General features: G+C 40.8%; 25 protein-coding genes. 22 read left to right on the top strand and 3 right to left on the bottom strand.

Annotated elements, in window-relative coordinates:
* The first annotated feature begins 199 nt into the window (after window positions 1–199).
* From ADG03_RS06150 to ADG03_RS06100, 11 genes are all read left to right on the top strand, one after another.
* Window positions 200–601, top strand: a complete 402-nt coding sequence (locus tag ADG03_RS06150; protein ID WP_021152971.1) for a Spx/MgsR family RNA polymerase-binding regulatory protein — start codon at window positions 200–202, stop codon at window positions 599–601.
* A gap of 12 nt (window positions 602–613) precedes the next feature.
* Entirely contained in the window at window positions 614–892 is a 279-nt protein-coding gene (locus tag ADG03_RS06145; protein ID WP_049472021.1) for a UPF0223 family protein, read from the top strand.
* The gene (locus tag ADG03_RS06140) at window positions 882–1652 is read left to right on the top strand and encodes an inositol monophosphatase family protein (RefSeq protein ID WP_049472020.1); all 771 of its coding nucleotides are present in this window, start codon (window positions 882–884) and stop codon (window positions 1650–1652) included. Before ADG03_RS06145 ends, ADG03_RS06140 begins: the two co-directional genes overlap by 11 nt.
* The gene (locus ADG03_RS06135) at window positions 1653–2957 is read left to right on the top strand and encodes an RsmF rRNA methyltransferase first C-terminal domain-containing protein (protein WP_049472019.1); all 1305 of its coding nucleotides are present in this window, start codon (window positions 1653–1655) and stop codon (window positions 2955–2957) included.
* A gap of 106 nt (window positions 2958–3063) precedes the next feature.
* Window positions 3064–3930 (top strand): phosphate ABC transporter substrate-binding protein PstS family protein, encoded by an 867-nt coding sequence (locus ADG03_RS06130; RefSeq protein ID WP_049472018.1) that lies wholly within the window; start codon window positions 3064–3066, stop codon window positions 3928–3930.
* A 16-nt stretch (window positions 3931–3946) separates the two neighbouring features.
* Complete coding sequence (pstC, locus tag ADG03_RS06125) at window positions 3947–4858, top strand: phosphate ABC transporter permease subunit PstC (protein WP_049472017.1); 912 nt, start codon at window positions 3947–3949, stop codon at window positions 4856–4858.
* Window positions 4848–5732, top strand: a complete 885-nt coding sequence (pstA, locus tag ADG03_RS06120; protein WP_049472016.1) for a phosphate ABC transporter permease PstA — start codon at window positions 4848–4850, stop codon at window positions 5730–5732. The genes pstC and pstA overlap by 11 nt, the downstream gene beginning before the upstream one ends.
* 10 nt (window positions 5733–5742) lie before the next feature.
* Window positions 5743–6546 (top strand): phosphate ABC transporter ATP-binding protein PstB, encoded by an 804-nt coding sequence (gene pstB, locus ADG03_RS06115; RefSeq protein ID WP_003011874.1) that lies wholly within the window; start codon window positions 5743–5745, stop codon window positions 6544–6546.
* A gap of 29 nt (window positions 6547–6575) precedes the next feature.
* Window positions 6576–7334 (top strand): phosphate ABC transporter ATP-binding protein PstB, encoded by a 759-nt coding sequence (gene pstB / locus ADG03_RS06110; protein ID WP_049472015.1) that lies wholly within the window; start codon window positions 6576–6578, stop codon window positions 7332–7334.
* Window positions 7335–7346: 12 nt separating this feature from the next.
* Window positions 7347–8000 carry a phosphate signaling complex protein PhoU gene (phoU, locus tag ADG03_RS06105; protein WP_003006603.1) on the top strand — a complete coding sequence of 218 codons (654 nt, stop codon included), beginning with the start codon at window positions 7347–7349 and terminating at the stop codon, window positions 7998–8000.
* A gap of 130 nt (window positions 8001–8130) precedes the next feature.
* Window positions 8131–10674: a M1 family metallopeptidase gene (locus tag ADG03_RS06100; protein WP_049472014.1), complete on the top strand. Its 2544-nt coding sequence runs from the start codon at window positions 8131–8133 to the stop codon at window positions 10672–10674.
* Window positions 10675–10730: 56 nt separating this feature from the next.
* On the opposite strand, the gene ADG03_RS06095 is transcribed toward ADG03_RS06100, so the two are convergent.
* Entirely contained in the window at window positions 10731–11264 is a 534-nt protein-coding gene (locus ADG03_RS06095) for a biotin transporter BioY (protein ID WP_003006609.1), read from the bottom strand.
* A 205-nt stretch (window positions 11265–11469) separates the two neighbouring features.
* On the opposite strand from ADG03_RS06095, the gene ADG03_RS06090 reads away from it, so the two are divergent.
* The 5 genes from ADG03_RS06090 to ADG03_RS06070 all read left to right on the top strand — a co-directional run bounded on the left by ADG03_RS06090 (window position 11470) and on the right by ADG03_RS06070 (window position 15965).
* The gene (locus ADG03_RS06090; RefSeq protein ID WP_049472013.1) at window positions 11470–11901 is read left to right on the top strand and encodes a hypothetical protein; all 432 of its coding nucleotides are present in this window, start codon (window positions 11470–11472) and stop codon (window positions 11899–11901) included.
* A 135-nt stretch (window positions 11902–12036) separates the two neighbouring features.
* Window positions 12037–12717, top strand: coding sequence for a response regulator transcription factor (locus ADG03_RS06085; RefSeq protein ID WP_049472012.1), 681 nt, complete (start codon window positions 12037–12039; stop codon window positions 12715–12717).
* The gene (locus tag ADG03_RS06080) at window positions 12701–14062 is read left to right on the top strand and encodes a sensor histidine kinase (protein ID WP_049472011.1); all 1362 of its coding nucleotides are present in this window, start codon (window positions 12701–12703) and stop codon (window positions 14060–14062) included. The genes ADG03_RS06085 and ADG03_RS06080 overlap by 17 nt, the downstream gene beginning before the upstream one ends.
* Window positions 14063–14091: 29 nt before the next feature.
* Window positions 14092–14472, top strand: coding sequence for a lactoylglutathione lyase (gene gloA / locus ADG03_RS06075; RefSeq protein ID WP_023917784.1), 381 nt, complete (start codon window positions 14092–14094; stop codon window positions 14470–14472).
* A gap of 110 nt (window positions 14473–14582) precedes the next feature.
* Window positions 14583–15965 (top strand): polysaccharide deacetylase family protein, encoded by a 1383-nt coding sequence (locus tag ADG03_RS06070; protein ID WP_049472010.1) that lies wholly within the window; start codon window positions 14583–14585, stop codon window positions 15963–15965.
* Between the two features lie 42 nt (window positions 15966–16007).
* Here ADG03_RS06070 and ADG03_RS06065 read toward each other — a convergent pair whose 3' ends face one another.
* A complete protein-coding gene (locus tag ADG03_RS06065) occupies window positions 16008–17093 on the bottom strand; it encodes a DEAD/DEAH box helicase (protein ID WP_049472009.1) in 1086 nt (361 codons plus the stop codon).
* Window positions 17090–18070, bottom strand: coding sequence for a Gfo/Idh/MocA family protein (locus tag ADG03_RS06060; protein ID WP_049472008.1), 981 nt, complete (start codon window positions 18068–18070; stop codon window positions 17090–17092). The genes ADG03_RS06065 and ADG03_RS06060 overlap by 4 nt, the downstream gene beginning before the upstream one ends.
* Window positions 18071–18197: 127 nt before the next feature.
* Here ADG03_RS06060 and ADG03_RS06055 point away from each other — a divergent pair, with 127 nt between their 5' ends.
* The 6 genes from ADG03_RS06055 (at window position 18198) to ADG03_RS06030 (ending at window position 23334) form a co-directional block, all read left to right on the top strand.
* Window positions 18198–18908, top strand: a complete 711-nt coding sequence (locus ADG03_RS06055; protein WP_049472007.1) for a glycosyltransferase family 2 protein — start codon at window positions 18198–18200, stop codon at window positions 18906–18908.
* A gap of 1 nt (window position 18909) precedes the next feature.
* On the top strand, window positions 18910–19245 hold the full coding sequence (locus tag ADG03_RS06050; RefSeq protein ID WP_049472006.1) for a DUF2304 domain-containing protein: 336 nt from the start codon (window positions 18910–18912) through the stop codon (window positions 19243–19245).
* Window positions 19235–20512, top strand: coding sequence for a lipopolysaccharide biosynthesis protein (locus ADG03_RS06045; protein WP_065426856.1), 1278 nt, complete (start codon window positions 19235–19237; stop codon window positions 20510–20512). Before ADG03_RS06050 ends, ADG03_RS06045 begins: the two co-directional genes overlap by 11 nt.
* Complete coding sequence (locus ADG03_RS06040) at window positions 20496–21278, top strand: glycosyltransferase family 2 protein (protein WP_049472004.1); 783 nt, start codon at window positions 20496–20498, stop codon at window positions 21276–21278. The genes ADG03_RS06045 and ADG03_RS06040 overlap by 17 nt, the downstream gene beginning before the upstream one ends.
* A 98-nt stretch (window positions 21279–21376) precedes the next feature.
* Window positions 21377–22351 carry a glycosyltransferase family 2 protein gene (locus ADG03_RS06035; RefSeq protein WP_239667173.1) on the top strand — a complete coding sequence of 325 codons (975 nt, stop codon included), beginning with the start codon at window positions 21377–21379 and terminating at the stop codon, window positions 22349–22351.
* A gap of 56 nt (window positions 22352–22407) precedes the next feature.
* Complete coding sequence (locus tag ADG03_RS06030) at window positions 22408–23334, top strand: glycosyltransferase family 2 protein (RefSeq protein WP_049472002.1); 927 nt, start codon at window positions 22408–22410, stop codon at window positions 23332–23334.
* Window positions 23335–23395: the final 61 nt, after the last annotated feature.

Below are 23395 nucleotides of genomic sequence, written 5' to 3'. Positions count from 1 at the left end.
ACGAAATCGAATTCTAACGAATTACCGATTTCTGTCCCACTCTCTTTTTTCGGGCTTCTTCTTGGGGAAAATGAAAGGGATTTCTTTTTTCCACTGAAATTCAGAAAAATCGTCGAGAAATCAAAAAAGCGCTTTTCAAGCACCTATTTTTTTTGTATAATAGAGTCAGATAGTTATATATAAAAAAGAAGTGAAACACATGATTACATTATTTTTATCACCGAGTTGTACATCATGTCGAAAAGCTCGGGCTTGGTTAAAAAAGCACGATGTTCCATTTAAAGAACACAATATTATGACAAGTCCTTTGAGCAAACAGGAGTTGACAAGTATATTGGCCTTGACCGAAAACGGAACAGACGACATTATTTCAACTCGTTCAAAGATTTTTCAAAAATTGGATGTTGATGTTGAAGATTTATCCATCTCAGCCTTGATCCGTCTGATTGAGGAAAATCCAAGTCTCTTGCGGAGACCGATTATTTTAGATAACAAACGTATGCAGATTGGCTTTAACGAAGATGAAATTCGGGCCTTCTTGCCACGGAGTTATCGCAAACAAGAGTTACGCTCTGCCACTCTAAGAGCAGAAATAAACTAAGAAGTATGTCGAATGCAAAAATATTATAGTTACCCACTGGACTTATCGTGGAGCACTGAAGAGCTTGCTTCAGTGCTTTCTTTTTTCAATAAAGTTGAAGAAGCCTATGAAAGTAAGGTAGAGGCCAAAGAATACATGGAAGCCTACCGCGCTTTTAAGAAGGTCGTACCTAGTATCGGAGAAGAAAAGCGTCTCGGACGGGAGTTCGAAGAAGTGAGCGGTTATTCTCTCTATCGTGCGACCCAGGCTGCAAAGCAAAAAGAGGAAGGATGGTTTTCTCTTGAAGAATAAGTTAGAGTTTGCCAAACAAATCGTTTTAGAGTCTGGAGACTATTTGCGTCTTCATCTCCATGATGACTTGATGATCTCAAAAAAAACTGGGCCGACAGATTTAGTCACCCAGATGGACCAACAGGTTCAAAAGGATTTGGTTGAAAAAATCAAACATCGCTACCCAGAAGATCGGATTTTTGCGGAGGAAAATGGCCTTCGTTCCCCAATTTCAGAAGGTTCCGTTTGGGTGATTGATCCTATTGATGGGACCAATAATTTTGTGACCCAAAAGGAAGATTTTGCGGTGATGGTGGCCTATTTTGAAGACGGAATTGGTCAGTTTGGCCTGATCTACGATGTGATGCGGGATCACCTTTTTTACGGGGGTGGAGAATTCCCTGTTTATCGCAATGAGGTTGAACTGACGCCCTTTGTGGACCAACCTCTGGAAAACCTTTTGATTGCTTCAAATGTCGGCATGCTTGAGAAAAATGACTGGGGCATGGCCGATCTTGGTATGGACTCTCTTGGCATTCGGGTCTATGGCAGTGCCGGTATTAGTTTTTCAAAAATTCTCTCAGGTGGGATTCTAGCTTATTTTAGCTATATCTGGCCTTGGGATTATGCCGCAGCTGCGATCATGGGGGAACAGTTGGGCTATACCGTTTTAAATCTAAATGGAGATAAACCTAATTACCAGTCAGTGGAACCCATTATGATGGTTCCAAAGGTGAAGTTAACAGAGATTCAAACCTATCTTAAGAAAGGGAGAAGTTAAATGAATTTTCCCCATGGTTTTAAAGAAAAATACCAGCATCTTCTAGGTGAGGATGCTGCTGCTTTTTTTGCGACCTTTGATCAAGAAGCAGTAGCAGCCTTTCGCACCAATCCTTTGAAAGAAGCACAAAAAATATTTGATGATTCGATTCCCAATACTCCTTGGGGCCATTATGGAAAGGTCTCAGGGAAATCCATCGAACACGCGACGGGCTTGGTCTATTCACAAGAACCAGCAGCTCAGATAGTGGCCCAAGTCGCCCAGCCAAATCCTGGGATGAAGGTTCTAGACTTAGCCGCAGCACCTGGTGGTAAGACGACGCAACTTTTGTCTTATTTGGACAATCAAGGACTCTTGGTCTCCAATGAAATCCACAAGGGTCGTTCGAAAATTCTTGTAGAGAATGTAGAACGCTTTGGTGCGCGAAATGTGCTGGTGACCAATGAGTCTGCCGATCGTCTGGCCAAAGTTTTCTCAGGCTTTTTTGATCTGATTGTACTAGACGCCCCGTGTTCAGGTGAGGGGATGTTCCGTAAGCAACCAGATGCCATGGACTATTGGTCCATCGATTATCCTCGAGAGTGTAGTCTTCTTCAAAGAGAAATTCTAGAGGATGCTCTCAAGATGTTGGTTCCAGGTGGTTCCTTGGTTTATTCAACCTGTACCTGGGCTCCTGAGGAAAATGAAGAGATCGTATCCTGGCTCTTAGATAATTTTGATCTAGAATTGGAAACGATCGAGAAGATCAATGGTATGGCAGAAGGCATTGACCATCCAGAAACGGCGCGCATGTATCCTCATCTCTTTAAAGGGGAGGGACAATTTGTTGCTAAGTTCCGTTATCTAGGAGAGAATCGTCCTGCCAAAATCCCTTCCAAAAAGGACCAATTATCTGCGGAGCAAAAGAAATGGTGGCAGGAGTTTTCTAAGAAACACTTGAAGATCACTCTAGAAGGTGTCCTCGAAACCTTTGGTGACGAACTCTACTTGGTTCCGCTTGATTTACCAGATTTGCGAAAAGTAAAAATCGCCCGAAATGGTTTGCACCTAGGGACCTTCAAGAAAAATCGATTTGAACCTAGTTTTGCCTTGGGCCTTGCTCTGAAACCGAGTGAGGTAAAAGAGACCGTTTCGATCACGCCTGAAGACTTTGTTCATTATGTGGCGGGAGAGACGGTTCAATTGAAGGAAACGCATCCAAATGGATGGTACCAGGTCCTTGTCGAAGGCAATGGTTTGGGCTTTGCCAAAGTGACCGGACAGACCCTGAAAAATTTCTATCCAAAGGGGCTTCGTTTTAGGTAAAATGCTGGGCAAAGAACTCGTTCTATGATATAGTGGGAGTACAGGTTTTTTTGAAAAAACTTGTCAAAATCATAAGTGAAATAGTGAAATATCAAGGAGACATGATTTGAAAAAGTCTAAAAAGCTGATCCTAGGACTAGCGACGATCGCATTAGCAGGAAGTTTATCTGCTTGTGCTTCTTGGATCAATCGCGGAGAATCCATCACTGCTGTCGGATCGACTGCCTTACAACCCTTGGTTGAAGGAGTAGTAGATCGCTACATTGAAGAACATCCTGGTAAGATTGTAAATGTACAAGGAGGAGGTTCTGGTACAGGACTTTCACAAGTTCAATCAGGCGCTGTGGACATCGGAAATAGTGACCTCTTTGCAGAGGAAAAATCTGGGATCGATGCCTCTAGTCTGGTCGACCATCAGGTAGCCGTAGCAGGAACAGCCATCATTGCCAATAAAAATATCTCAATCGACAATTTGACAACGGAGCAATTGCGAAAGATCTTTACGGGTGAATATACCAACTGGAAGCAATTGGGAGGTCCAGATCTTGAAATCACGATTGTGAACCGTGCAGTTGGTTCTGGTAGCCGAGCTATCTTTGATACGATCATCATGGATGGCAAACAACCCAAGCAGGCCCAAGAGCAAGACTCTAATGGAATGGTGAAAAACATCGTTTCTCAAACGCCAGGAGCCATCTCTTATCTAGCCTTTACCTACTTAGATAGTAGTGTCAAAACCATGAAGCTCAATGGCTATCAACCAACTAAAGCTAATGTCGTCAACAATAACTGGCCAATCTGGTCCTACGAACACATGTATACTAAGGGAAAACCTAATGAGTTGTCTAAAAAATTCATTGACTACATGATGACCGATGAGGTTCAGCAAAAAGTTGTTGGCAAGATGGGTTATATCCCGATCAATGACATGAAAGTAACCCGTGATTTAAAAGGGAATGTGTCAAAAAAATAAAAGAATTAGGTAAAAAATGAACGAAGTAGCAAAAAAAATGCTGACGAAATCAAAAAACTCCCGCCTAGAAAAATTTGGGAAAACCATTACTTTTTTATGTATGAGTTTGATTGTTGTCGTCGTTGCCATGATTTTGATTTTCGTGGCCCAAAAAGGTTTATCGACTTTCTTTGTCAATAAAGTCAATATCTTTAGTTTTCTATTTGGGAGTACTTGGAATCCTGCTGCAAAGGAATTCGGAGCCCTACCCATGATTCTAGGTTCCTTTATTGTAACCTTGCTTTCTGCCCTCTTGGCAACGCCGTTTGCCATTGGTGCAGCTGTTTTCATGACAGAAGTCTCCCCCAAAGGAGCTCGTTTCTTGCAACCAGCGATTGAGCTTTTGGTGGGAATTCCTTCCGTTGTTTATGGATTCATTGGTCTTCAAGTGGTCGTCCCATTTACGCGTAGTATCTTTGGAGGGACTGGTTTTGGGATTCTCTCAGGGGTCTTTGTCCTCTTTGTTATGATCCTGCCAACTGTTACCTTTATGACGACCGATAGCCTCCGAGCTGTACCCCGTCATTACCGGGAAGCTAGTATGGCCATGGGAGCGACCCGCTGGCAAACCATTTGGCATGTCACGCTCAAGGCAGCTCGCTCTGGAATCTTTACAGCGGTCGTCTTTGGAATGGCGCGTGCCTTTGGGGAAGCCTTGGCTATCCAGATGGTGGTCGGAAACTCTGCAGTGGTGCCAACCTCGCTTACAACACCAGCTTCCACCCTCACCTCTATTTTGACCATGGGAATCGGAAATACCGTCATGGGTACGGTCAATAACAATGTTCTTTGGTCACTCGCCTTGGTATTGCTCCTCATGAGTCTTGCCTTTAACAGTGTGATTAAACTGATTACGAAAGAAAGAGGTAAGAAGAACTATGCACGCTAAACGAATGGATAAAATTGCAACAGGAGTGCTGTATGCTATTTCAGGGGTCATCGTTGCGATTCTTGCCTCATTGATCCTTTATATCTTGGTCCGTGGCTTGCCCCATGTATCTTGGCACTTCTTGACTGGGAAATCTTCTTCTTACCAAGCAGGAGGAGGGATCGGAATTCAATTGTATAATTCCTTCTTCCTCTTGGTCATTACCTTGGTGATTTCCTTCCCACTTTCTCTTGGGGCTGGGATTTACCTCTCTGAGTACGCTAAAAAAGGTCGTTTGACCAATTTGGTTCGTACCTGTATTGAGATCTTGTCTTCTTTGCCATCTGTCGTTGTAGGTCTCTTTGGTTACCTGGTCTTCGTTGTCCAGTTCAAATATGGATTTTCGATCATTTCAGGGGCCTTGGCCTTGACCGTCTTTAACCTGCCACAGATGACCCGCAATATCGAAGATAGCTTGCAGCACGTTCACCATACACAGCGCGAAGCAGGTCTAGCACTGGGCTTGTCTCGCTGGGAAACTGTGATCCATGTCGTGGTTCCAGAAGCTCTTCCAAGTATTATCACTGGGGTTGTCTTAGCCTCTGGACGGATCTTTGGGGAAGCTGCAGCCTTGATCTATACAGCAGGTCAGTCGGCTCCAGCCCTTGATTGGTCAAACTGGAATATCTTTAGTGTGACCAGTCCAATTTCGATCTTCCGTCAGGCTGAAACCTTGGCCGTCCATATCTGGAAGGTCAACAGTGAAGGAACTATTCCAGACTCGATCGAAGTCTCAGCCGGTTCTGCCGCCGTTCTTTTAATCTTTATCTTGATCTTTAACTTTGGAGCGCGCAAACTCGGAAGTTACCTCCATAAAAAACTAACATCTGCTTAAAGGAGAAGAAATGTCAAAATACAATTGGGATGAGAGACACATCATTACTTTTCCTGAAGAAAAGGTGGTCCTATCGACCAAAGATTTGCATGTCTATTATGGAACGAACGAGTCCATTAAAGGCGTCGACATGCAGTTTGAAAAGAATAAAATTACAGCCTTGATCGGTCCTTCAGGATCTGGGAAATCAACCTACCTCCGTAGTTTGAACCGGATGAATGATACCATCGATATTGCGCGTGTAACGGGTGAAATTTGGTATGAAGGAATCGATGTCAATCGTCCAGATATCAATGTTTATGAAATGCGTAAGCATATTGGGATGGTTTTCCAACGGCCCAATCCTTTTGCCAAATCGATTTATAAAAACATCACCTTCCCGCATGAACGCGCTGGGGTGAAAGACAAGAAGATCTTGGACGAATTGGTCGAAACTTCTTTGAAACAGGCAGCTCTGTGGGATCAGGTCAAGGATGACCTTCATAAATCAGCCTTGACACTTTCAGGTGGCCAACAGCAACGACTTTGTATCGCACGGGCCATCTCTGTGAAGCCAGATATCTTACTCATGGATGAGCCAGCTTCAGCGCTTGATCCGATCGCAACAGCGCAATTAGAAGAAACCATGCTTGAGTTGAAGAAGAATTATACCATTGTCATCGTGACCCACAGCATGCAACAAGCAGCCCGTGCTAGTGATTATACTGGTTTCTTCTATCTTGGAAACCTCATCGAGTACGATAAGACTTCGAATATTTTCCAAAATGCGAAATTGCAATCGACCAACGATTATGTATCGGGTCACTTTGGATAAAGTAAAATGACAACAAAAAGGAAAATAGAATGACAGAACCAATTTTGCAAGTCAAGGACTTGTCGGTTTATTACAATAAAAAGAAGGCTCTAAATAGCGTCTCCTTGGACTTTGCTCCAAAGGAAATTACAGCCTTGATTGGTCCTTCAGGATCAGGGAAATCTACCCTTTTAAAAGCCATTAACCGCATGGGCGACCTCAACCATGAGGTCACCACCACAGGAACCATCCTCTACAATGGACATAATATCTACGGACCACGGACCGATACGGTCGAATTGCGTAAGGAAATCGGAATGGTCTTCCAACAGCCCAATCCATTCCCAATGTCCATTTATGATAATGTGACCTATGGATTGATGATTAATGGTGTCAAGGACAAGTCTGTCTTGGATGAAGCAGTTGAAACCTCTTTGAAACGCGCTTCCATCTGGGATGAAGTCAAGGATCGCCTGCATGATTCAGCGATCGGACTTTCCGGTGGTCAGCAGCAGCGGGTCTGTGTGGCGCGGGTTCTTGCGACCAGTCCAAAGATTATTCTTTTGGATGAGCCAACTTCTGCGCTAGACCCGATTTCAGCTGGGAAGATTGAAGAAACCTTGTATGGACTAAAAGACCGTTACACCATGCTCTTGGTGACACGCTCCATGCAACAAGCAAGTCGGATTTCCGATAAAACAGCCTTTTTCTTGGATGGGGATTTGATCGAGTACAATGATACCAATGAAATGTTCTTGAACCCAGCTAAGAAAGAAACAGAAGACTATGTCTCTGGTAAATTTGGATAGGAAGAAAATAAAATGTTACGAGTTCAATTTGAAGAAGATTTAGAGAAGTTGCATAACCAGTTTTATGCAATGGGAAATGAAGTGTTGAGTCAGATCAACCGTACGGTTCGTGCTTTCGTGACCCATGACCGTGAATTGGCCCGTCAGGTCATCGAAGATGATGCGGAGATCAACGAATACGAAGTGAAGCTTGAGCGCAAGTCTTTTGAGATTATCGCGCTTCAACAGCCGGTTTCACAAGACCTTCGCGTCGTGATGACCGTCTTAAAAGCAGTCTCTGACTTGGAGCGGATGGGGGACCACGCAGTATCGATTGCCAAGGCAACGATTCGCATGAAAGGGGAAGTCCGTATCCAATCTGTTGAGGAAGAAATCAGCAAGATGGGCCGTGAAGTCAAAGATTTTGTCGAAGCGACACTAGATGTTTACCTCAAAGGCGATGTGGATTTGGCCTATGAAGTTGCTTCACGAGATGAAGTCATCAACCATTACTTCGATAGCATCCAAGAATTAGCAACAGAAGAAATTCGGAAAAATCCAGAGTCCATCGTGACTGGTCGTGATTATTTCCAAGTGATCAACTTCTTGGAACGCATCGGAGATTATGCAAAAAATATCTGTGAATGGGTAGTTTACTTTGAAACAGGTAAAATTATCGAAATGTAAGATCATGGAGTCTTTTCGATCTCAGACAGGCATTGTCATGCTTGTCTTTTCTTTTATCCCAACTTTGTGATAAAATAGTTTTATTAGGGCTTTTGATTGGAAAAGCGTGAAACATTTAAAGGAGGAAATTATGCAAGCAGTTGCACATTTTGTAGAAACATTCGTTCCAGAACATTATGAAGTGTTTTTGGATTTAAGTCGTAAAACCAAGACCTTTAGCGGTCGTGTGGTGATCACGGGTCAAGCCAAGGCGGACAAGATCTCGCTTCACCAAAAGGATTTGACCATTGAAACAGTAGAAGTAGCCGGTCAAGCCCGTCCATTTACGGTTGATGATGCCAATGAAGCAGTTTATGTTGAATTGGAAGGAACAGGTCAAGTGACAGTTACTCTGACCTATTCTGGTAAGATCACAGACAATATGACTGGGATTTACCCATCTTACTACAGTATTGATGGCGTGAAGAAGGAAGTTCTTTCTACTCAGTTTGAGAGCCATTTTGCGCGTGAAGCCTTTCCAAGTGTGGACGAGCCTGAAGCTAAAGCAACGTTCGATCTTTCTTTGAAATTTGACCAAGAAGAAGGTGAAATTGCCCTTTCAAATATGCCTGAAATCGATGTGGAAAACCGCAAAGAAACAGGAATTTGGAAATTTGCTACGACTCCACGGATGTCTTCTTACCTCCTTGCCTTTGCTGCCGGAGATCTTCAAGGGATCACGGCCAAAACAAAAAATGGCACTCTCGTAGGTATCTATTCAACCAAGGCCCATCCCTTGAAAAACTTAGAATTTTCTCTTGATGTAGCGGTACGTGTCATCGAATTTTATGAAGACTATTATGGCGTGAAGTATCCAATTCCTCAATCCCTCCATGTAGCGCTTCCTGACTTCTCAGCTGGAGCGATGGAAAACTGGGGCTTGGTGACTTATCGTGAAGTCTATCTCCTTGTAGATGAAAACTCAACTGCAGTTAGCCGTCAACAAGTTGCTCTTGTAGTCGCTCACGAATTGGCTCACCAATGGTTTGGTAACCTGGTAACCATGAAGTGGTGGGATGACCTCTGGTTGAACGAAAGTTTTGCCAACATGATGGAATATGTATCTGTCAATGCCATCGAACCAAGCTGGAATATCTTTGAAGACTTCCAAACAACAGGTGTTCCATTGGCTTTGAAACGCGATGCAACCGATGGGGTTCAATCTGTCCATGTAGAAGTCAAACACCCTGATGAAATCAATACTCTTTTTGACCCAGCCATCGTCTATGCGAAGGGAAGCCGTCTCATGCATATGCTTCGCCGCTGGTTAGGGGATGATGCTTTCCGTAAAGGACTCAAAGCTTACTTTGAAAAACACCAATATGGCAATACCATCGGTCGTGACCTTTGGAATGCCCTAGGTGATGCTTCTGGTCGTGATGTAGCAGCCTTCATGGATTCTTGGTTGGAACAACCTGGTTATCCAGTCCTTACAGCAGTGGTAGAAAATGATACCTTGAAGATCAGCCAAAAACAATTCTTCATCGGAGAACATGAAGACCAAGGCCGTCAATGGGTTGTGCCATTGAACAGCAACTGGTCTGGTATTCCAGATACACTTGAAACAGAAACGCTTGAAATCCCAGGTTATGCTGCCCTTGCTGCTGAAAATAGTGAACCGCTTCGTTTCAATACGGAAAATACAGCCCACTACATTACCGATTACCAAGGAGAGCTCTTGGATGCGATTGTAGACAATATGGCTTCCTTGGATAACTTGAGCAAGCAACAAATCCTTCAAGAACGCCGTCTCTTGGCAGAAAGTGGTGTCATCTCTTATGCAAGTCTCTTGCCAGTCATCGAGAAATTGACCCAAGAAAGATCTTATTTGGTTGTATCAGCAGTTTCATCAATCCTTCAAGGTCTCAGCCTCTTTGTGGATGAAGGAACTGAAGTAGAAGCAGCTTATAAGAAGTTGCTCGTGACCTTCAACCAATTCAACTTTGAACGCCTTGGTTTTGAACCAAAAGCCGGAGAAGCGGATGAAGATGAAATGGTTCGTCAATTGGTTATTTCAAATATGATCAAGGGAGACGATGCCAAAGCAAGCGCTAAAGCAAGTGAAATCTATGCAGCCCATGCAGAGGATATCAGCAAGCTTCCAGCCGCTATTCGTTTGCAAATTTTGATTAACCAAATCAAACACCATGAAAGCAAAGAATTGACTGATTTGTACTTGAACACTTATGCTCAAGCGACAGATGGTAACTTCAAGCGTCAATTGTCTACAGCTCTGGCTTATACAACCGATGCAGACACAGTTGAAAAGATTTTGACAGAGTGGAAGAACAAGGATGTTGTGAAACCACAAGACTTAGCAATGAGTTGGTATTTCACCTTCTTACATCATGAGTTCACTCAAGAATCTGCCTGGACTTGGGCGCGTGAAAATTGGGAATGGGTCAAAGCAGCCCTTGGCGGAGACATGAGCTTTGACAAGTTTGTCATCTACCCAGCCAATACCTTCAAAACAGCAGAGCGCTTAGCAGAATTCAAAGCCTTCTTTGAACCACAATTGTCTGATATGGCTATCAGCCGAAACATCAGCATGGGAATCAAGGAAATCGCAGCGCGTGTGGATTTGATTCAACGGGAAAAAGCAGCAGTAGAAGCCGCTATCCTTGCGACAAAATAGATTTAAAAAAATCGATACAGAAATTTCTGTATCGATTTTTTAGCGTCCTTTGAATCTTATTTGAAATACCAGTGGTGTTTGAGGCTGGCAAAAATCGCCTTGCTGGTGATAGTGATGATGACCAGTTTGATGAGGTCGGCAAGGATAAAGGGAGCAACGACCAAAGTAAATGCTTTTTGGAGATCGGTATGCGTGACCAGCATAAAGCCGATAGCTCCTGACACAAAGAGGAGAGCACTACTGAGGAGATTGGCCAAAAAGATAGTGACAAGGCTGGATTTAGCACTCGTGAACAGAGACGTGATCCATGCTCGGAATGGGAAGAAGAGGAGGAAACCAGCAGTAGGACCAAGGAAATGCGAAGCGCCACCAGCACCGCCGGCAAATACTGGAAAACCTAAGAAGCCTAGAAGTAGGTAGAGGCAGACAGTGACAAAGGCATGGCTGGGTTTATAGATGGTCCCGATGATCCCGATCATGAGTGTCTGCAGGGTCAAAGGAATTGGACCAAAGGGAATGGTGAATTGAGATAGGACGGAGATCATGGCCACTCCAATGGAGATGAGAACTAAGGGAAAGATTTTCTTCATAACAGTTAACCTCTTTTTTATTTTATGGTAACTATTCTACAATAAGGGGTTCATCCTGTCAATAGCCCGCACTTTTTTTAGGATTTTTTAAGTAAAAATTTAGGCAGGCTTAAGACTCCTGAAGTATAATCGCCTTACTAAAGGATCGAGCTCCCTTTAAATTTTAAAAGACAAGTACTTGTACAAAAAGATAAAAGGTAAAAAGATGAATCAAAAAGAAACAAAACAAGTTGTCGAAACGCAAGAAGCAAAAGAAAAAATGGTTGTCCTAAAACGAAGTCCTAAGTGGTGGATTGGAATGGCAGCAGTTGGTGGATTGTTGGTCGGTGCTGGAAGTGGCTTTGGTGTCGGTGTCATCGCCTCTCAATCTTCCAATAACCAACAATTTTCTCAACCGGTCCAAACGGGTCAGGACCAAGGATCCAATCAGCAACAAAATAGTCAAAATAGCAATCCTTCACAAGGAAACCAGCAAAATGGTGGCCCACAAGGGAATGGTCCAGATAATGGCATGAACCAATCTGGAGGACAAGAAGGGAACCAGGGTTCCTCTAAAAAGTCCAATAAGAAGAATTCAAAAAATAAAAATAAGACGAGTGATAGTCAAAGTAAGAAAGAAAACACGACAAACTCATAGGATTAGCCTTCCTCAGGCAGGCTGAATTTGATCATAAAACCAAGTTCTAAACTATAGGAAATGAAGGGAAGTCGTGTTATAATGGTTAAGAATAGATTAGAAAGACTCACTCACGAAAGAGAAGAGGATACGACAATGATTAAAATTCTATTGGTCGAAGATGACCTTGGTTTGTCAAATTCAGTATTTGATTTTTTAGATGATTTTGCGGATGTCATGCAGGTCTTTGACGGAGAAGAAGGTCTTTACGAAGCAGAAAGCGGGATCTATGATTTGATTTTGCTGGACCTGATGCTTCCTGAAAAAGACGGCTTCCATGTCTTGAAAGAATTGCGTGAAAAAGGCGTGACAACCCCTGTTTTGATCATGACAGCCAAAGAAAGTCTGGATGACAAAGGACACGGCTTTGAGCTGGGGGCAGACGATTACCTCACCAAGCCTTTCTACCTAGAAGAGCTCAAGATGCGGATTCAAGCCCTCTTGAAGCGCTCAGGAAAGGTCAATGAAAACACCCTTAATTATGGCAATTTGAAGGTCAATTTATCTACCAATTCGACTTATGTGGATGGGAAAGAAGTGGAACTTCTTGGGAAGGAATTTGATCTCTTGGTCTACTTCCTTCAAAACCAAAATGTCATCCTTCCAAAGACACAGATCTTCGATCGTCTTTGGGGCTTTGATAGTGACACAACCATCTCTGTTGTTGAGGTCTATGTTTCAAAAATTCGTAAGAAATTAAAAGGTACTGATTTCGTTGAGAGCTTGCAAACATTGCGCAGTGTGGGGTATATCTTAAAAGATGTTAACAAGGATTAAGAAAACCGTCGGGGAAGATGATTTTTCCTACTTCATCCGATATTTTGGTCTCTTCACCTTGATATTCTCAGCCATGACCTTGATAATCATCCAGGTCATGCGCTCGAGTCTCTATACAACGGTCGATGAGAATCTCAAGACTCTCAGTCAGGATCCCTACTCGCTTGTAGCGATTGCTTATCGAGACCAGCGACAGTCAAATACCAAAGGAGATGATAATGATCATGAGATGATGATCCCAGATCATGATAAATCAGAACCTAAAGGAGATGTCACATCCAATACCACTGTTGTTTTGCTCAATAAAAAATATGAAAACTTGACAACCGGTAATGGGTTTTTAAACTTCAAAACGGTGACGTTTGGTCGAAAGCTCCTCAACAAGGTTTCCCAGCTCCAAATTACAAACAGCTATGGGAAAAAAGAAAGTTACCGGGCCTATATGGCAGAGTTGAGTTTATCTGATGATGAAAGTGATAGTGACATCAAGTATGCGGTTGTCATGACCAATATCAGTCAACTAGAGCAGACCAGTGAAGAGCACGAAAGTCAAATCGCCCTCATCATGATCTGCTTCTGGGGAATCTCCTTATTCGCTAGCCTCTTCTTAGCACGTCTCAGCGTCAAGCCCCTTCTTGAGAGTATGCAAAAGCAAAAGGCTTTCGTGGAAAATGCTTCCCATGAGTTGCGGACGCCTTTAGCAGTTCTGCAAAATCGCCTCGAAACGCTTTTTAGAAAGCCTGAAGCGACCATTATGGAATCGAGTGAGAATATTGCATCCAGCTTGGATGAAGTTCGAAATATGAAGCTCTTGACCACCAACCTTCTTAACATTGCCCGAAGAGATGACGGCTTGAAACCAGAGATGGAAGATATCGAACCAAGCTTTTTCGATCAGACCTTCTCGAATTTTGAGATCATTGCGGAAGAAAATGACAAACTCTTCCGAGGAGATAATCAGGTGGACAAAGTCATTTGTTCTGACAAGACACTCCTCAAGCAATTGATGACCATTCTCTATGACAATGCCTTGAAATATACCGATGAAGATGGCGAGATCCAGTTTGAAGTCCAGTTGAAGGATAAAAATCTTCTTTTGAGAGTATTGGATAATGGTCCAGGGATTCGAGATGAGGATAAGAAACGGATTTTTGATCGTTTTTACCGGGTCGACAAGGCCAGAACCCGTCAAAAAGGTGGATTTGGCTTGGGACTATCCCTCGCTAAGCAGATCGTAGAAGCCTTTAAAGGGACCATTCAAGTCAAAGATAATAAACCAAAAGGGACCATCTTTGAAGTGAAATTATCCATTAAGACGGAAAGTCGTAAAAAAAATCGTTCATAATCTTTTAAAAATAGAAAAGAGGAAAACCTATGAGTTCAAAAATGTTGCACACTTGCCTTCGTGTGGAAAACTTAGAAAAATCAATCGCTTTTTACCAAGATGCTTTTGGTTTTGAAGAAAAACGTCGGAAAGATTTCCCAGACTACAAGTTTACTATCGTGTACTTAGGCCTGCCTGGAGATGACTATGAGTTAGAATTGACTTACAATTACGATCATGGTCCATATGTGATCGGAGACGGCTATGCTCACGTCGCATTGAGTACTCCTGATCTAGAAGGTTTGAATGCTGAACACAAGGCTAAAGGCTATGAAGTGACGGAACCAAAAGGTCTTCCAGGGACGCAACCGAATTACTATTTTGTTGTAGATCCAGATGGTTATAAGGTAGAAGTCATTCGCGAAAAATAAGAGTGATTAAAAATTAGGGCCGTTGTCGGCGACGACAGTCGGCCTCTTTTTTATGAAACCATTTACAAAAAAGGAATGTTTTTTCGAGAGAAATTTGCTATAATAAAGTTATGAGATTCAAACACACGAAAACTATTTTATTAATCATTATAAATCTCCTTTTTCTGAGTCTTTTGTATATCGGGTATCAAAAGATTCAAAGGCTTCGTGAACAAAAAGCCTATCAGGATCAGTTTGCCAAGGTCACCCAATTAGAGAAAAGCTCTGAAAAAGGGAAAGATGTTCAAGTTCAGGAAGGAATTTTAGGAACTTCTTATGTGACCGCTTTTTATCCTACTAAGGATGGACAGCCTGTTGAGATTATTAAAGAGAAGATCCAAGAAGACCTTCAGCGTTTAGGAACCGATGAAAAAACCAAAGAACCAAAGCATTTGACCTTCTACCATAGTGAAGAAGCAGAAGCGCCTTTTGTCGGCTATCACCCTATCCAAATCAAACGGGCGGAGTACCAGTACAAAAAAGGGAAATTCATCAAAGATGAGACGGTGAAGCTGCCCCTCTTTTACTTGGATGATGAGAACAATCCTCTGACCCTTAGCCAAGTTTTTGCGGATCCAGATGGAGCCAAGCAGATCTTTTTGGAGGAATTACGGGGAAATCTAGCCTTTCGTCAGCTGGATGAGGAAAGCATTGATCAAATGGTAGCCCACTTCTCAGAGTTGGATTTGAGCCAATGGGAATTCCAATATGAAAAAGGAAACTTCACCATTCCATTTCCAACTAAGGTTAAGGGAGACGATACCTTCACTGTTCCCTTGTCTAAATTCTATGACGTGATTGATACAGAGCGCTTGCTTCCTGATGATCTAGCTTCTTACGAATCCTATATAGAAGAACGCCACCGTAAGATGATTGCCCTGACTTTTGATGATGGACCAGATCCAACCACGACCCCTCAGGCACTTGCCATCTTAAAGAAATACAATGCCAAAGCTACCTTCTTTATGGTCGGAAAAAATGTCAGTGCGAATCCGGATATTGCTAAGCAAGTCCGCAAAGAAGGTCATCAAATCGGGAACCATACTTGGGATCACCCTCAATTGCCAAAATTGAGCTTGGATAATGCTAAAAAAGAGATCTTGGATACCCAAGAAGCTATTCAAAAAGCGACAGGAGTGCAGACCAAGATTACCCGTCCTCCGTATGGAGCTATCAATAACGCTATCCAATACGGTATCGACCAATCCTTCATCATGTGGGATGTTGATAGCCTAGATTGGAAGACACATAATACGACGGCTATTCTCAATGAAGTGAAAAAAGAAGTCAAACCGGGTTCGATTATCCTCATGCATGATATCCATCAAACCACGATTGACGCTCTACCGACCGTCCTTGACTACCTCAAATCACAAGGCTATACCTTTGTAACGGTGGATGAATTGTTGGATTACCAACTTGAAAGTCATCGCATTTATTACAATGGAAATTAATATAAAAATCCTCTGCAGTTCATTCACTAGCAGAGGATTTTCTTATTCATTTAAATAGAGTTCTGAATTTTTTAAAACTAGTTCACGTACAGAAGCGTATTTTTTTAAGGATTTGAGTTCTTCTGGGTGAGTGATAAAGGTAATCACATAGCCATCCCGCCCCATTCGACCTGTTCGACCAGCGCGGTGGGTATAGGTCTCCATATCACGGGGAATATCGTAGTTAATCACACACTCAAGATGTTCAATATCGATTCCACGAGCGACCAAATCGGTGGCCAACAAAAGGGTTAGCTGATGGTCTTTGAAGCGTTCCAGAATGACCTTGCGGTATTTGACATTGACATCACTGGCGAGCGACACGGCCTCAACACCCCGGTATTGTAGTTTTTCTTCAGCACTCCCCAGATCAGACAGGCTGTTGAAAAAAGCCAGACCACGAAAATCTTCGACGTAGGCGAGTTTACGGAGCAATTCGACCTTGTCCCGCTTATCCACTTGCATATAAAAATGTTGGATATTGTCCAAAGAAACTCCATCAACCGTAACGCGAAGAGTATTTTCCTCTAGTTGGTCTGGATCGACCTTGGCTGTGGCGCTCATATAGATATATTGGTGGTCACGGGGAGCATAGTGGCTGATCTTGTCGACGAAGTGGTACTGAGAATCGCTCAGTAATTGGTCGAATTCATCTAAAATGATGGTTTCTACATTCATCATTTTGATCTTTTTCAGCTTGATCAGTTCAAAGATCCGACCAGGCGTCCCAACCAGGATTTCGGGTCCTTTTTTGAGTCGTTCGATTTGCCGTTTTTGACTGGATCCTGAAAGGAAGAGTTGTGTCTGGAGACCGAGAGGCTCTGCCCATTGTTTGGTGACATCAAAAATTTGTCCTGCTAATTCTGTATTAGGGGCCAAAATCAAGAGTTGTTGGGCCTTCTTCGGTTTGAGTTTGAGCAAGCTCGGAAAGAGGTAGGCGAGAGTCTTACCAGTACCGGTAGGACTGATCCCGAGGACATTTTCTCCTTCATAGATAGGGGAGAAGATTTGTTCCTGAATTTCAGTGAATGTATCAAATCGGAGTGTTTCTAACTGGTCTTTCCAGCTTTGTGGAAATTGTTCTTTCATTCTTTTTCATCCTTAAATTGTATTCCAGCGCTCTGACGCATCTGGTAGAGGGTTTCATGGACCTGAGCAGCCGTTTGTAACCATTCGAGATAAGCAGCCTCTTTTTGACCAGCCATGGCATGGGCAAAGGCTTCTGCCTCTTCTTGCATTACATGACTACAAGGCGTGAGAGGAAGATCGATGACTTCACCAGCATGGCTGACAAATTGGGCCTGGTTGATAGCTGCTACAGCATTTAGAGTCAGCGTTCCAGTCTTGGTATAGATTTCAGCAGGTAAATGGCTGGTGATATTTTTCCCCGCCTGAATGGCAACCTGAAATTCTGGATAAATCAAGACACCCTGACCATAGAGATCAACCAAATTGGGTAATTGCTGAGCGGTGTAGTGGCTCGAGATTGGAGCTCCAAAGAAGCCAATGGCCAGGTAGAGGCAGTAGACACCCAGATCCATCAAGGCCCCACCTGCATAGACATCTGAGAAAATATTGGGTATCTCACCTGCTAGAAGAGCAGGCAACTTGGAAGAATATTTGGCAAAGGTAAAGTTGGCGCCTAGTATTTCCTGATTAGAGAGGAAGTCTTTAACCACTTGAAAGGCTGTTTCTTGGTAATTTCTAGCAGCTTCAAAGAGATAGACCTGGTGCTCCTTAGCAAGCTTGACCAGTTCCTTCCATTCAGAAGGCTTCGTCACAGCCGGTTTTTCAATGATGACATGCTTCTTTGCTAAAATAGCAAGCTTGGCCTGAGCGAAGTGAAGAGAATTAGGGCTGGCAATGTAGACTACGTCCAGCGCACTGTCTAAGAAATCGACCAAGTCTGTATAGCAAGAGATCGCTCCATAAGGCTCACCAAAATCTTGAGCCTTCTTCATCTTTCTGGAATAGACAGCCTGCAAGTGATAGTGACCCGTTTGGTGAGCAGCATTTATAAACTCATGTGAAATCCAACTCGTTCCAATAATTCCAAGCCTTAGCATAAGATGTCCTCCCGTAATCAATTCACTCTATTATACCATGAAAAGGGGGAGGGGACAGTATAAAGTAGAAAATATGCACTGATTATTGTATAATGAAGTGATATGCTTAGAAGGGAAAACAATAGGATTGAGAAATTCAGAATTACTGATCATTATTCCTGCTTATAATGAGAGTGGAAATATTGAAAAAACAATCAAGATGATTGAAGAACATACACCTGAATTTGATTATGTCATTATCAATGATTGTTCTACAGATCATACACTTGAAATTTGTCGCAATAACAACTTTAATGTTATCGATTTACCGATTAATTTAGGAATTGGTGGTGCTGTCCAGACTGGTTATCAATATGCAGTTAAAAATGGCTATCAATATGCTGTTCAAGTGGATGGAGATGGTCAGCATAATCCTGAATTTATCAGAAAGATGCTTCAAGTCCTTCAAGAGAAGAATGTGAACATGGTGATTGGCTCTCGTTTCATTGAAAATCAAGGTTTCCAATCCTCCTTCGCGCGACGGATTGGAATTTCATTTTTTGAAAAATTAATTAAGATTTTAACCGGTCAAAAGGTAACAGATCCAACTTCTGGTTTACGAGTTGCTGACCGAAAAGTAATTGAGGAATTCGCCAAGCAATATCCAAGTGATTATCCAGAACCAGAGACGATTGTGTCCCTGTTAACCTCAGGCTATTCCGTTGCAGAAGTGCCTGTATTAATGAACGAACGAGAACACGGAGAATCATCGATTACATTCAGTAAGTCTGTTTACTATATGATCAAAGTGACAATGGCAATGCTATTGGCTAGAATTGGTGGAGGATATAAGAAATAACATGCTAAATATTTGGTTAACCCTTATTGTAATTATTTTTATCGTTTATATTCTACGCCTAGTTGCAAAGAAAGTCGTTGAACTGAGAAATGTCATTTCTTGGCTCATTCTTTGTTTGCTATCGTTGCCAGTCATTTGGTTTCCTAATTTGATTGGAGCAATATCTTTATTTCTTGGTATTCAGACACTAAGTAACTTTATTTTTTTATTAAGTACATTTTTATTAATATTTTTAATTTTTTCATTAACTCGTACTGTATCAAAACAATCAGTACAGATTAAGAAATTGTCACAAACGATTGCTTTATTAAGAAGTGAGAATGAAAATGAACAATAAAGTAAATAGGAGTATTTATTTTTGGAATTTTGCAGGAAATATAGCAGCAGCTGCAGTCTCAATATTGTATTTGATTATTGTCTCTCGTTATACTTCCGCAAGTGATGCTGATAATTTTAGTTTGGCTTATGCAATTGGAAACCTATGGGTTGTAATTGGTATTTTTCAAGTTAGAAATTATCAGGCGACTGATTTGAAAGAAACGTACTCGTATTTGGAATATTGGCTAACTAGGGTTATTACAGTTTGTTTAATGTTAGTTTCACTATTTCCGTATTTATTTTTTAGTGGAAATAATGTTGGAAAAGGGGATTTATTTTTAATTATAATCCTAACAGTTATTTATCGTTCATGTGATGCTTTTTCTGATTTATTCCAAGGATTATTTCAACAACATGAACGTTTAGATATTGCAGGGAAATTAATGGTGCTTCGTTATAGTTTAAGCACAATCATTCTCCTAATTAGTTTGTTACTTTCAAATTCTTTAATTTTTTCTTTAATTTGTTTATGTTTTTTTAATGTTCTTTTTGTTTTTGGGGGTGATTACATCCAATCCAAACAAATAAGAACGATACCTTTTAATCAGATTTCATCTGCTACATTTAAGCGATCAATTAGCATCATGAAAACTTGCCTTCCATTGTTTGTCAACGGCTTTTTATTGGTATATGTATTGAATTATCCAAAACAAGTGATTGATAAATTGCTAGTAGAGGGCGTATTACGTGAAGGTGCTCAAAGGGATTTCAGTATTCTATTCATGCCTGTTTTCTTTATGAGTTTATTTGTATTAGCACTAAGACCGTTAATAACCGATTTGGCAAAACAATGGTCAGAAAAAAGATTTTATACATTTAATGCTATGATTCGTAAGATTTTATTATTGCTTATGATTTTGGGACTAGTAGTATCAATACTGGCCTATTTGATAGGGATTCCTATTTTGAATATTATAAGTGGTATTGATTTATCAAATTATAGTTTATTACTTACTATTTTAGTGCTTTCCGGCTTTTTATATTCTATAGCTTCTGTCATAGGTGATTTTTTAATTATATTGAGGAAACAAGTCTATCTACTCTATGTTTATGTCGCAATGGCGTTATTGACGAATATTCTTACGCCTATAGCGATGAGGGAGTTTGGCTTGTTTGGAGCAGGGCTTAGTTTTGTTATTGTTATGTTGTTTTACACCATTGCTAGTTGGATTGTCTTTGTAATTATGAGAAGGAAGGAGATTCAAAAATATGAATCAGTGGAATGATCATACATTTGTAATCTGTGCTTATGGGGATAGTCCTTTTTTAGAGGATTGTATAAACTCGTTATTAAGCCAAACCGTAAAAAGTAATATCATTTTGTATACTTCTACTCCAAGTGTATTTATCGAAAGTATTTGCCAAAAATATGCCATTCCGTTTAATACAACTGTAGGTGGCGGGATTGGGAAAGATTGGAATAATGCTTTATCTTTTGTTACTACCCAATATGCTACAATAGCCCATCAAGATGATTATTATGAGCCAACCTATTTAATGGAAATTCAAGAGAGGATAAAGAAGCATCAAGATGCTATCATTCTTTATTCTGATTATTTTGAAGAAAAAAATGGAGAGGTTATTAAACCGACTTCAAATCTAAAAATCAAATCATTAATGTTAAAAACAATCTCATTATTCCCTAAAACTAAGTGGTGGAGAAATCGGATACTTGCTTTTGGAAATCCAATTTGTTGCCCTGCTGTAACTTATAATTTAGAATTGGTTAAGGGCTTTAGATTTGATGAGGAATGGAGAGTTAGTCTTGATTGGCTTGCCTGGTACCATTTGGCTAAATTTGATGGCAGATTTGTATATGTTCCAAAAAAATTAATGTGCCATCGTATTCATGAAGACTCTGAAACGAGTAATACCATTAGTGACAATACTCGAACAAAGGAAGATTACATGATGTTTAAACTCTTTTGGCCAAACGGATTAGCGAAATGTTTAAATCGTTTTTATAAAAAGAGTCAGGATACGAATGGTTAAAGATTGCGTTCTCGAGGTTTGATAACAATATAAAAGTTTGAATATCTTAATTATTTGCAAAACTATGGGTTCTATTAAAATATATAAAGGATAAGATTGTGAAAGAAGCGCCTAAGATTAGTGTCATTATTCCAGTATATAATGCAGAATTATATCTCAAAAGATGTATAGATTCCGTTTTGAATCAAAGTTTTAAATCATTTGAAATTATTGCAATTGATGATGGTTCAAAGGATAATTCGTTTAAAATATTGAATGAATACCAACAATTTTCTCCAAATATTAGAACTTTGAGTCGAGAAAATAAAGGTGCAGCCTATACTAGAAATGAAGGTATCAAGCTTGCAAAAGGTGAATTCATCATGTTTATCGATAGTGATGATTATATAAACCCAGATTACTTGCAGGTGTTTTATGATGAAATATCAAGTGGGATAGATGATGCAGTTATTGGTGGTCTTCAGAGAGTAAACCAAGATGGTAAACAACTATTTTCTATCCAATTGGGTAAAGATAAATGGTCGAAATATAGATCGATTTCACCATGTGCTCGCATCTATAGAAAAAAATTTTTAGTAGATCACGAACTTTCTTTTCCAGATATTCCGCTGGCTGAGGACTTGTTGTTCAGCTTAACGGTATATACAAAATCTGAAAATATAAGAACTATCTCATATTGTGGATATAATTGGTTTTTCAATGAGAATAGTGCGTCTAATACATTAAATAAAGGATTTAATCCAAATTTAGATATCAAGAATGTACTTGATAAAATAGCAGCGATTATCCCTAAAGATTTTTCTGAAACTAAATTAATTAAATTTTTTATAAAAAAATTTACTCTTTATTGGTTATTGGACGGTGGGAGACACTCTACAAGTGCAGAGTTTTTACGTCAATATAAAGAAATTAATGATTGGATCAGGATAAATGGAATGAAGTCCACTCTTTCTGTTTTTAATCGAGAAATTAGAGATGAGAGGTTTATGGTTAAACTAGCTATCTTTACAATGAACTTGATTGAAAAGCTCGGTTTATTAAAACTGTTTGCAAAACTGTATTGTAAAGGGTAGTTAGAAGATATACAGTTTACTGATAAGTTAGTAGCAGATGTTAATAGGAGCAATGAATGGTTATATCAGTTGTAGTCCCATGTTTTAACGAAGAAGAATCGATTCCATTATTTTATCGAGAAATGGAACGTGTTCGGATGAAGATGGGAGAAAAGTTTGAATATATTTTTATAAATGATGGCTCTTCAGATGGTACACTATCCGTTCTTCGAAAGCTACATGTTACAGATTCAAATGTGCACTACCTTTCTTTTTCTCGAAATTTCGGGAAAGAGGCGGCGCTGTACGCTGGACTTGAGCGTGCTAGTGGTGAATATGTGACGGTCATGGATGTAGATCTGCAGGATCCACCGGAGTTATTGATCGAAATGAAGCAGAAGTTGGAGGAACAGCCTGATTTAGACTGTGTCGGAACGAGACGCGTAACCCGTGATGGGGAACCTCCGATTCGCTCTTTCTTTGCACGGATGTTTTATAAATTGATCAATCATATTAGCCAAGTAGAAATGGTTGACGGGGCGCGTGATTTTCGTTTGATGCGTCGTCCTATGGTCGATGCGATCCTTGAACTATCGGAGTACAATCGTTTTTCAAAAGGGATTTTTGCTTGGGTAGGATTTGAAACAGAATACCTCGAATATAAAAATGTTGAGCGAGTGGCAGGAGAGACGTCTTGGAATTTTTGGTCCCTCTTTAAGTACTCGATTGAAGGGATTGTCAATTTCTCGGATGCCCCATTAAACATTGCCTTTATTGGTGGACTGTTATCTTGGATTTTGGCCTTTATCATGATGATTTTGATTGTAATCCGTACCTTGGTCTTTGGGGATCCTACTTCAGGTTGGCCATCCCTTATGACAGTGATTCTTTTCCTGGGAGGGTTCCAATTATTGACCATTGGGATTTTAGGGAAATATATCGGTAAGATTTTCATGGAGACTAAGAAACGTCCAATCTATGTAATCAAAGAGAAAAGCAAGTAAAAAGCAGAAAACTTCTGCTTTTTTTGCTATAATGATAGGGATAAAGCATTTGAAAGGAACG

The organism is Streptococcus parasanguinis (assembly GCF_001069785.1).
Lineage (GTDB): Bacteria > Bacillota > Bacilli > Lactobacillales > Streptococcaceae > Streptococcus > Streptococcus parasanguinis_T.
Note: the sequence above shows the minus strand (reverse complement) of the source record. Positions and strands in the feature narration are given on the sequence as shown.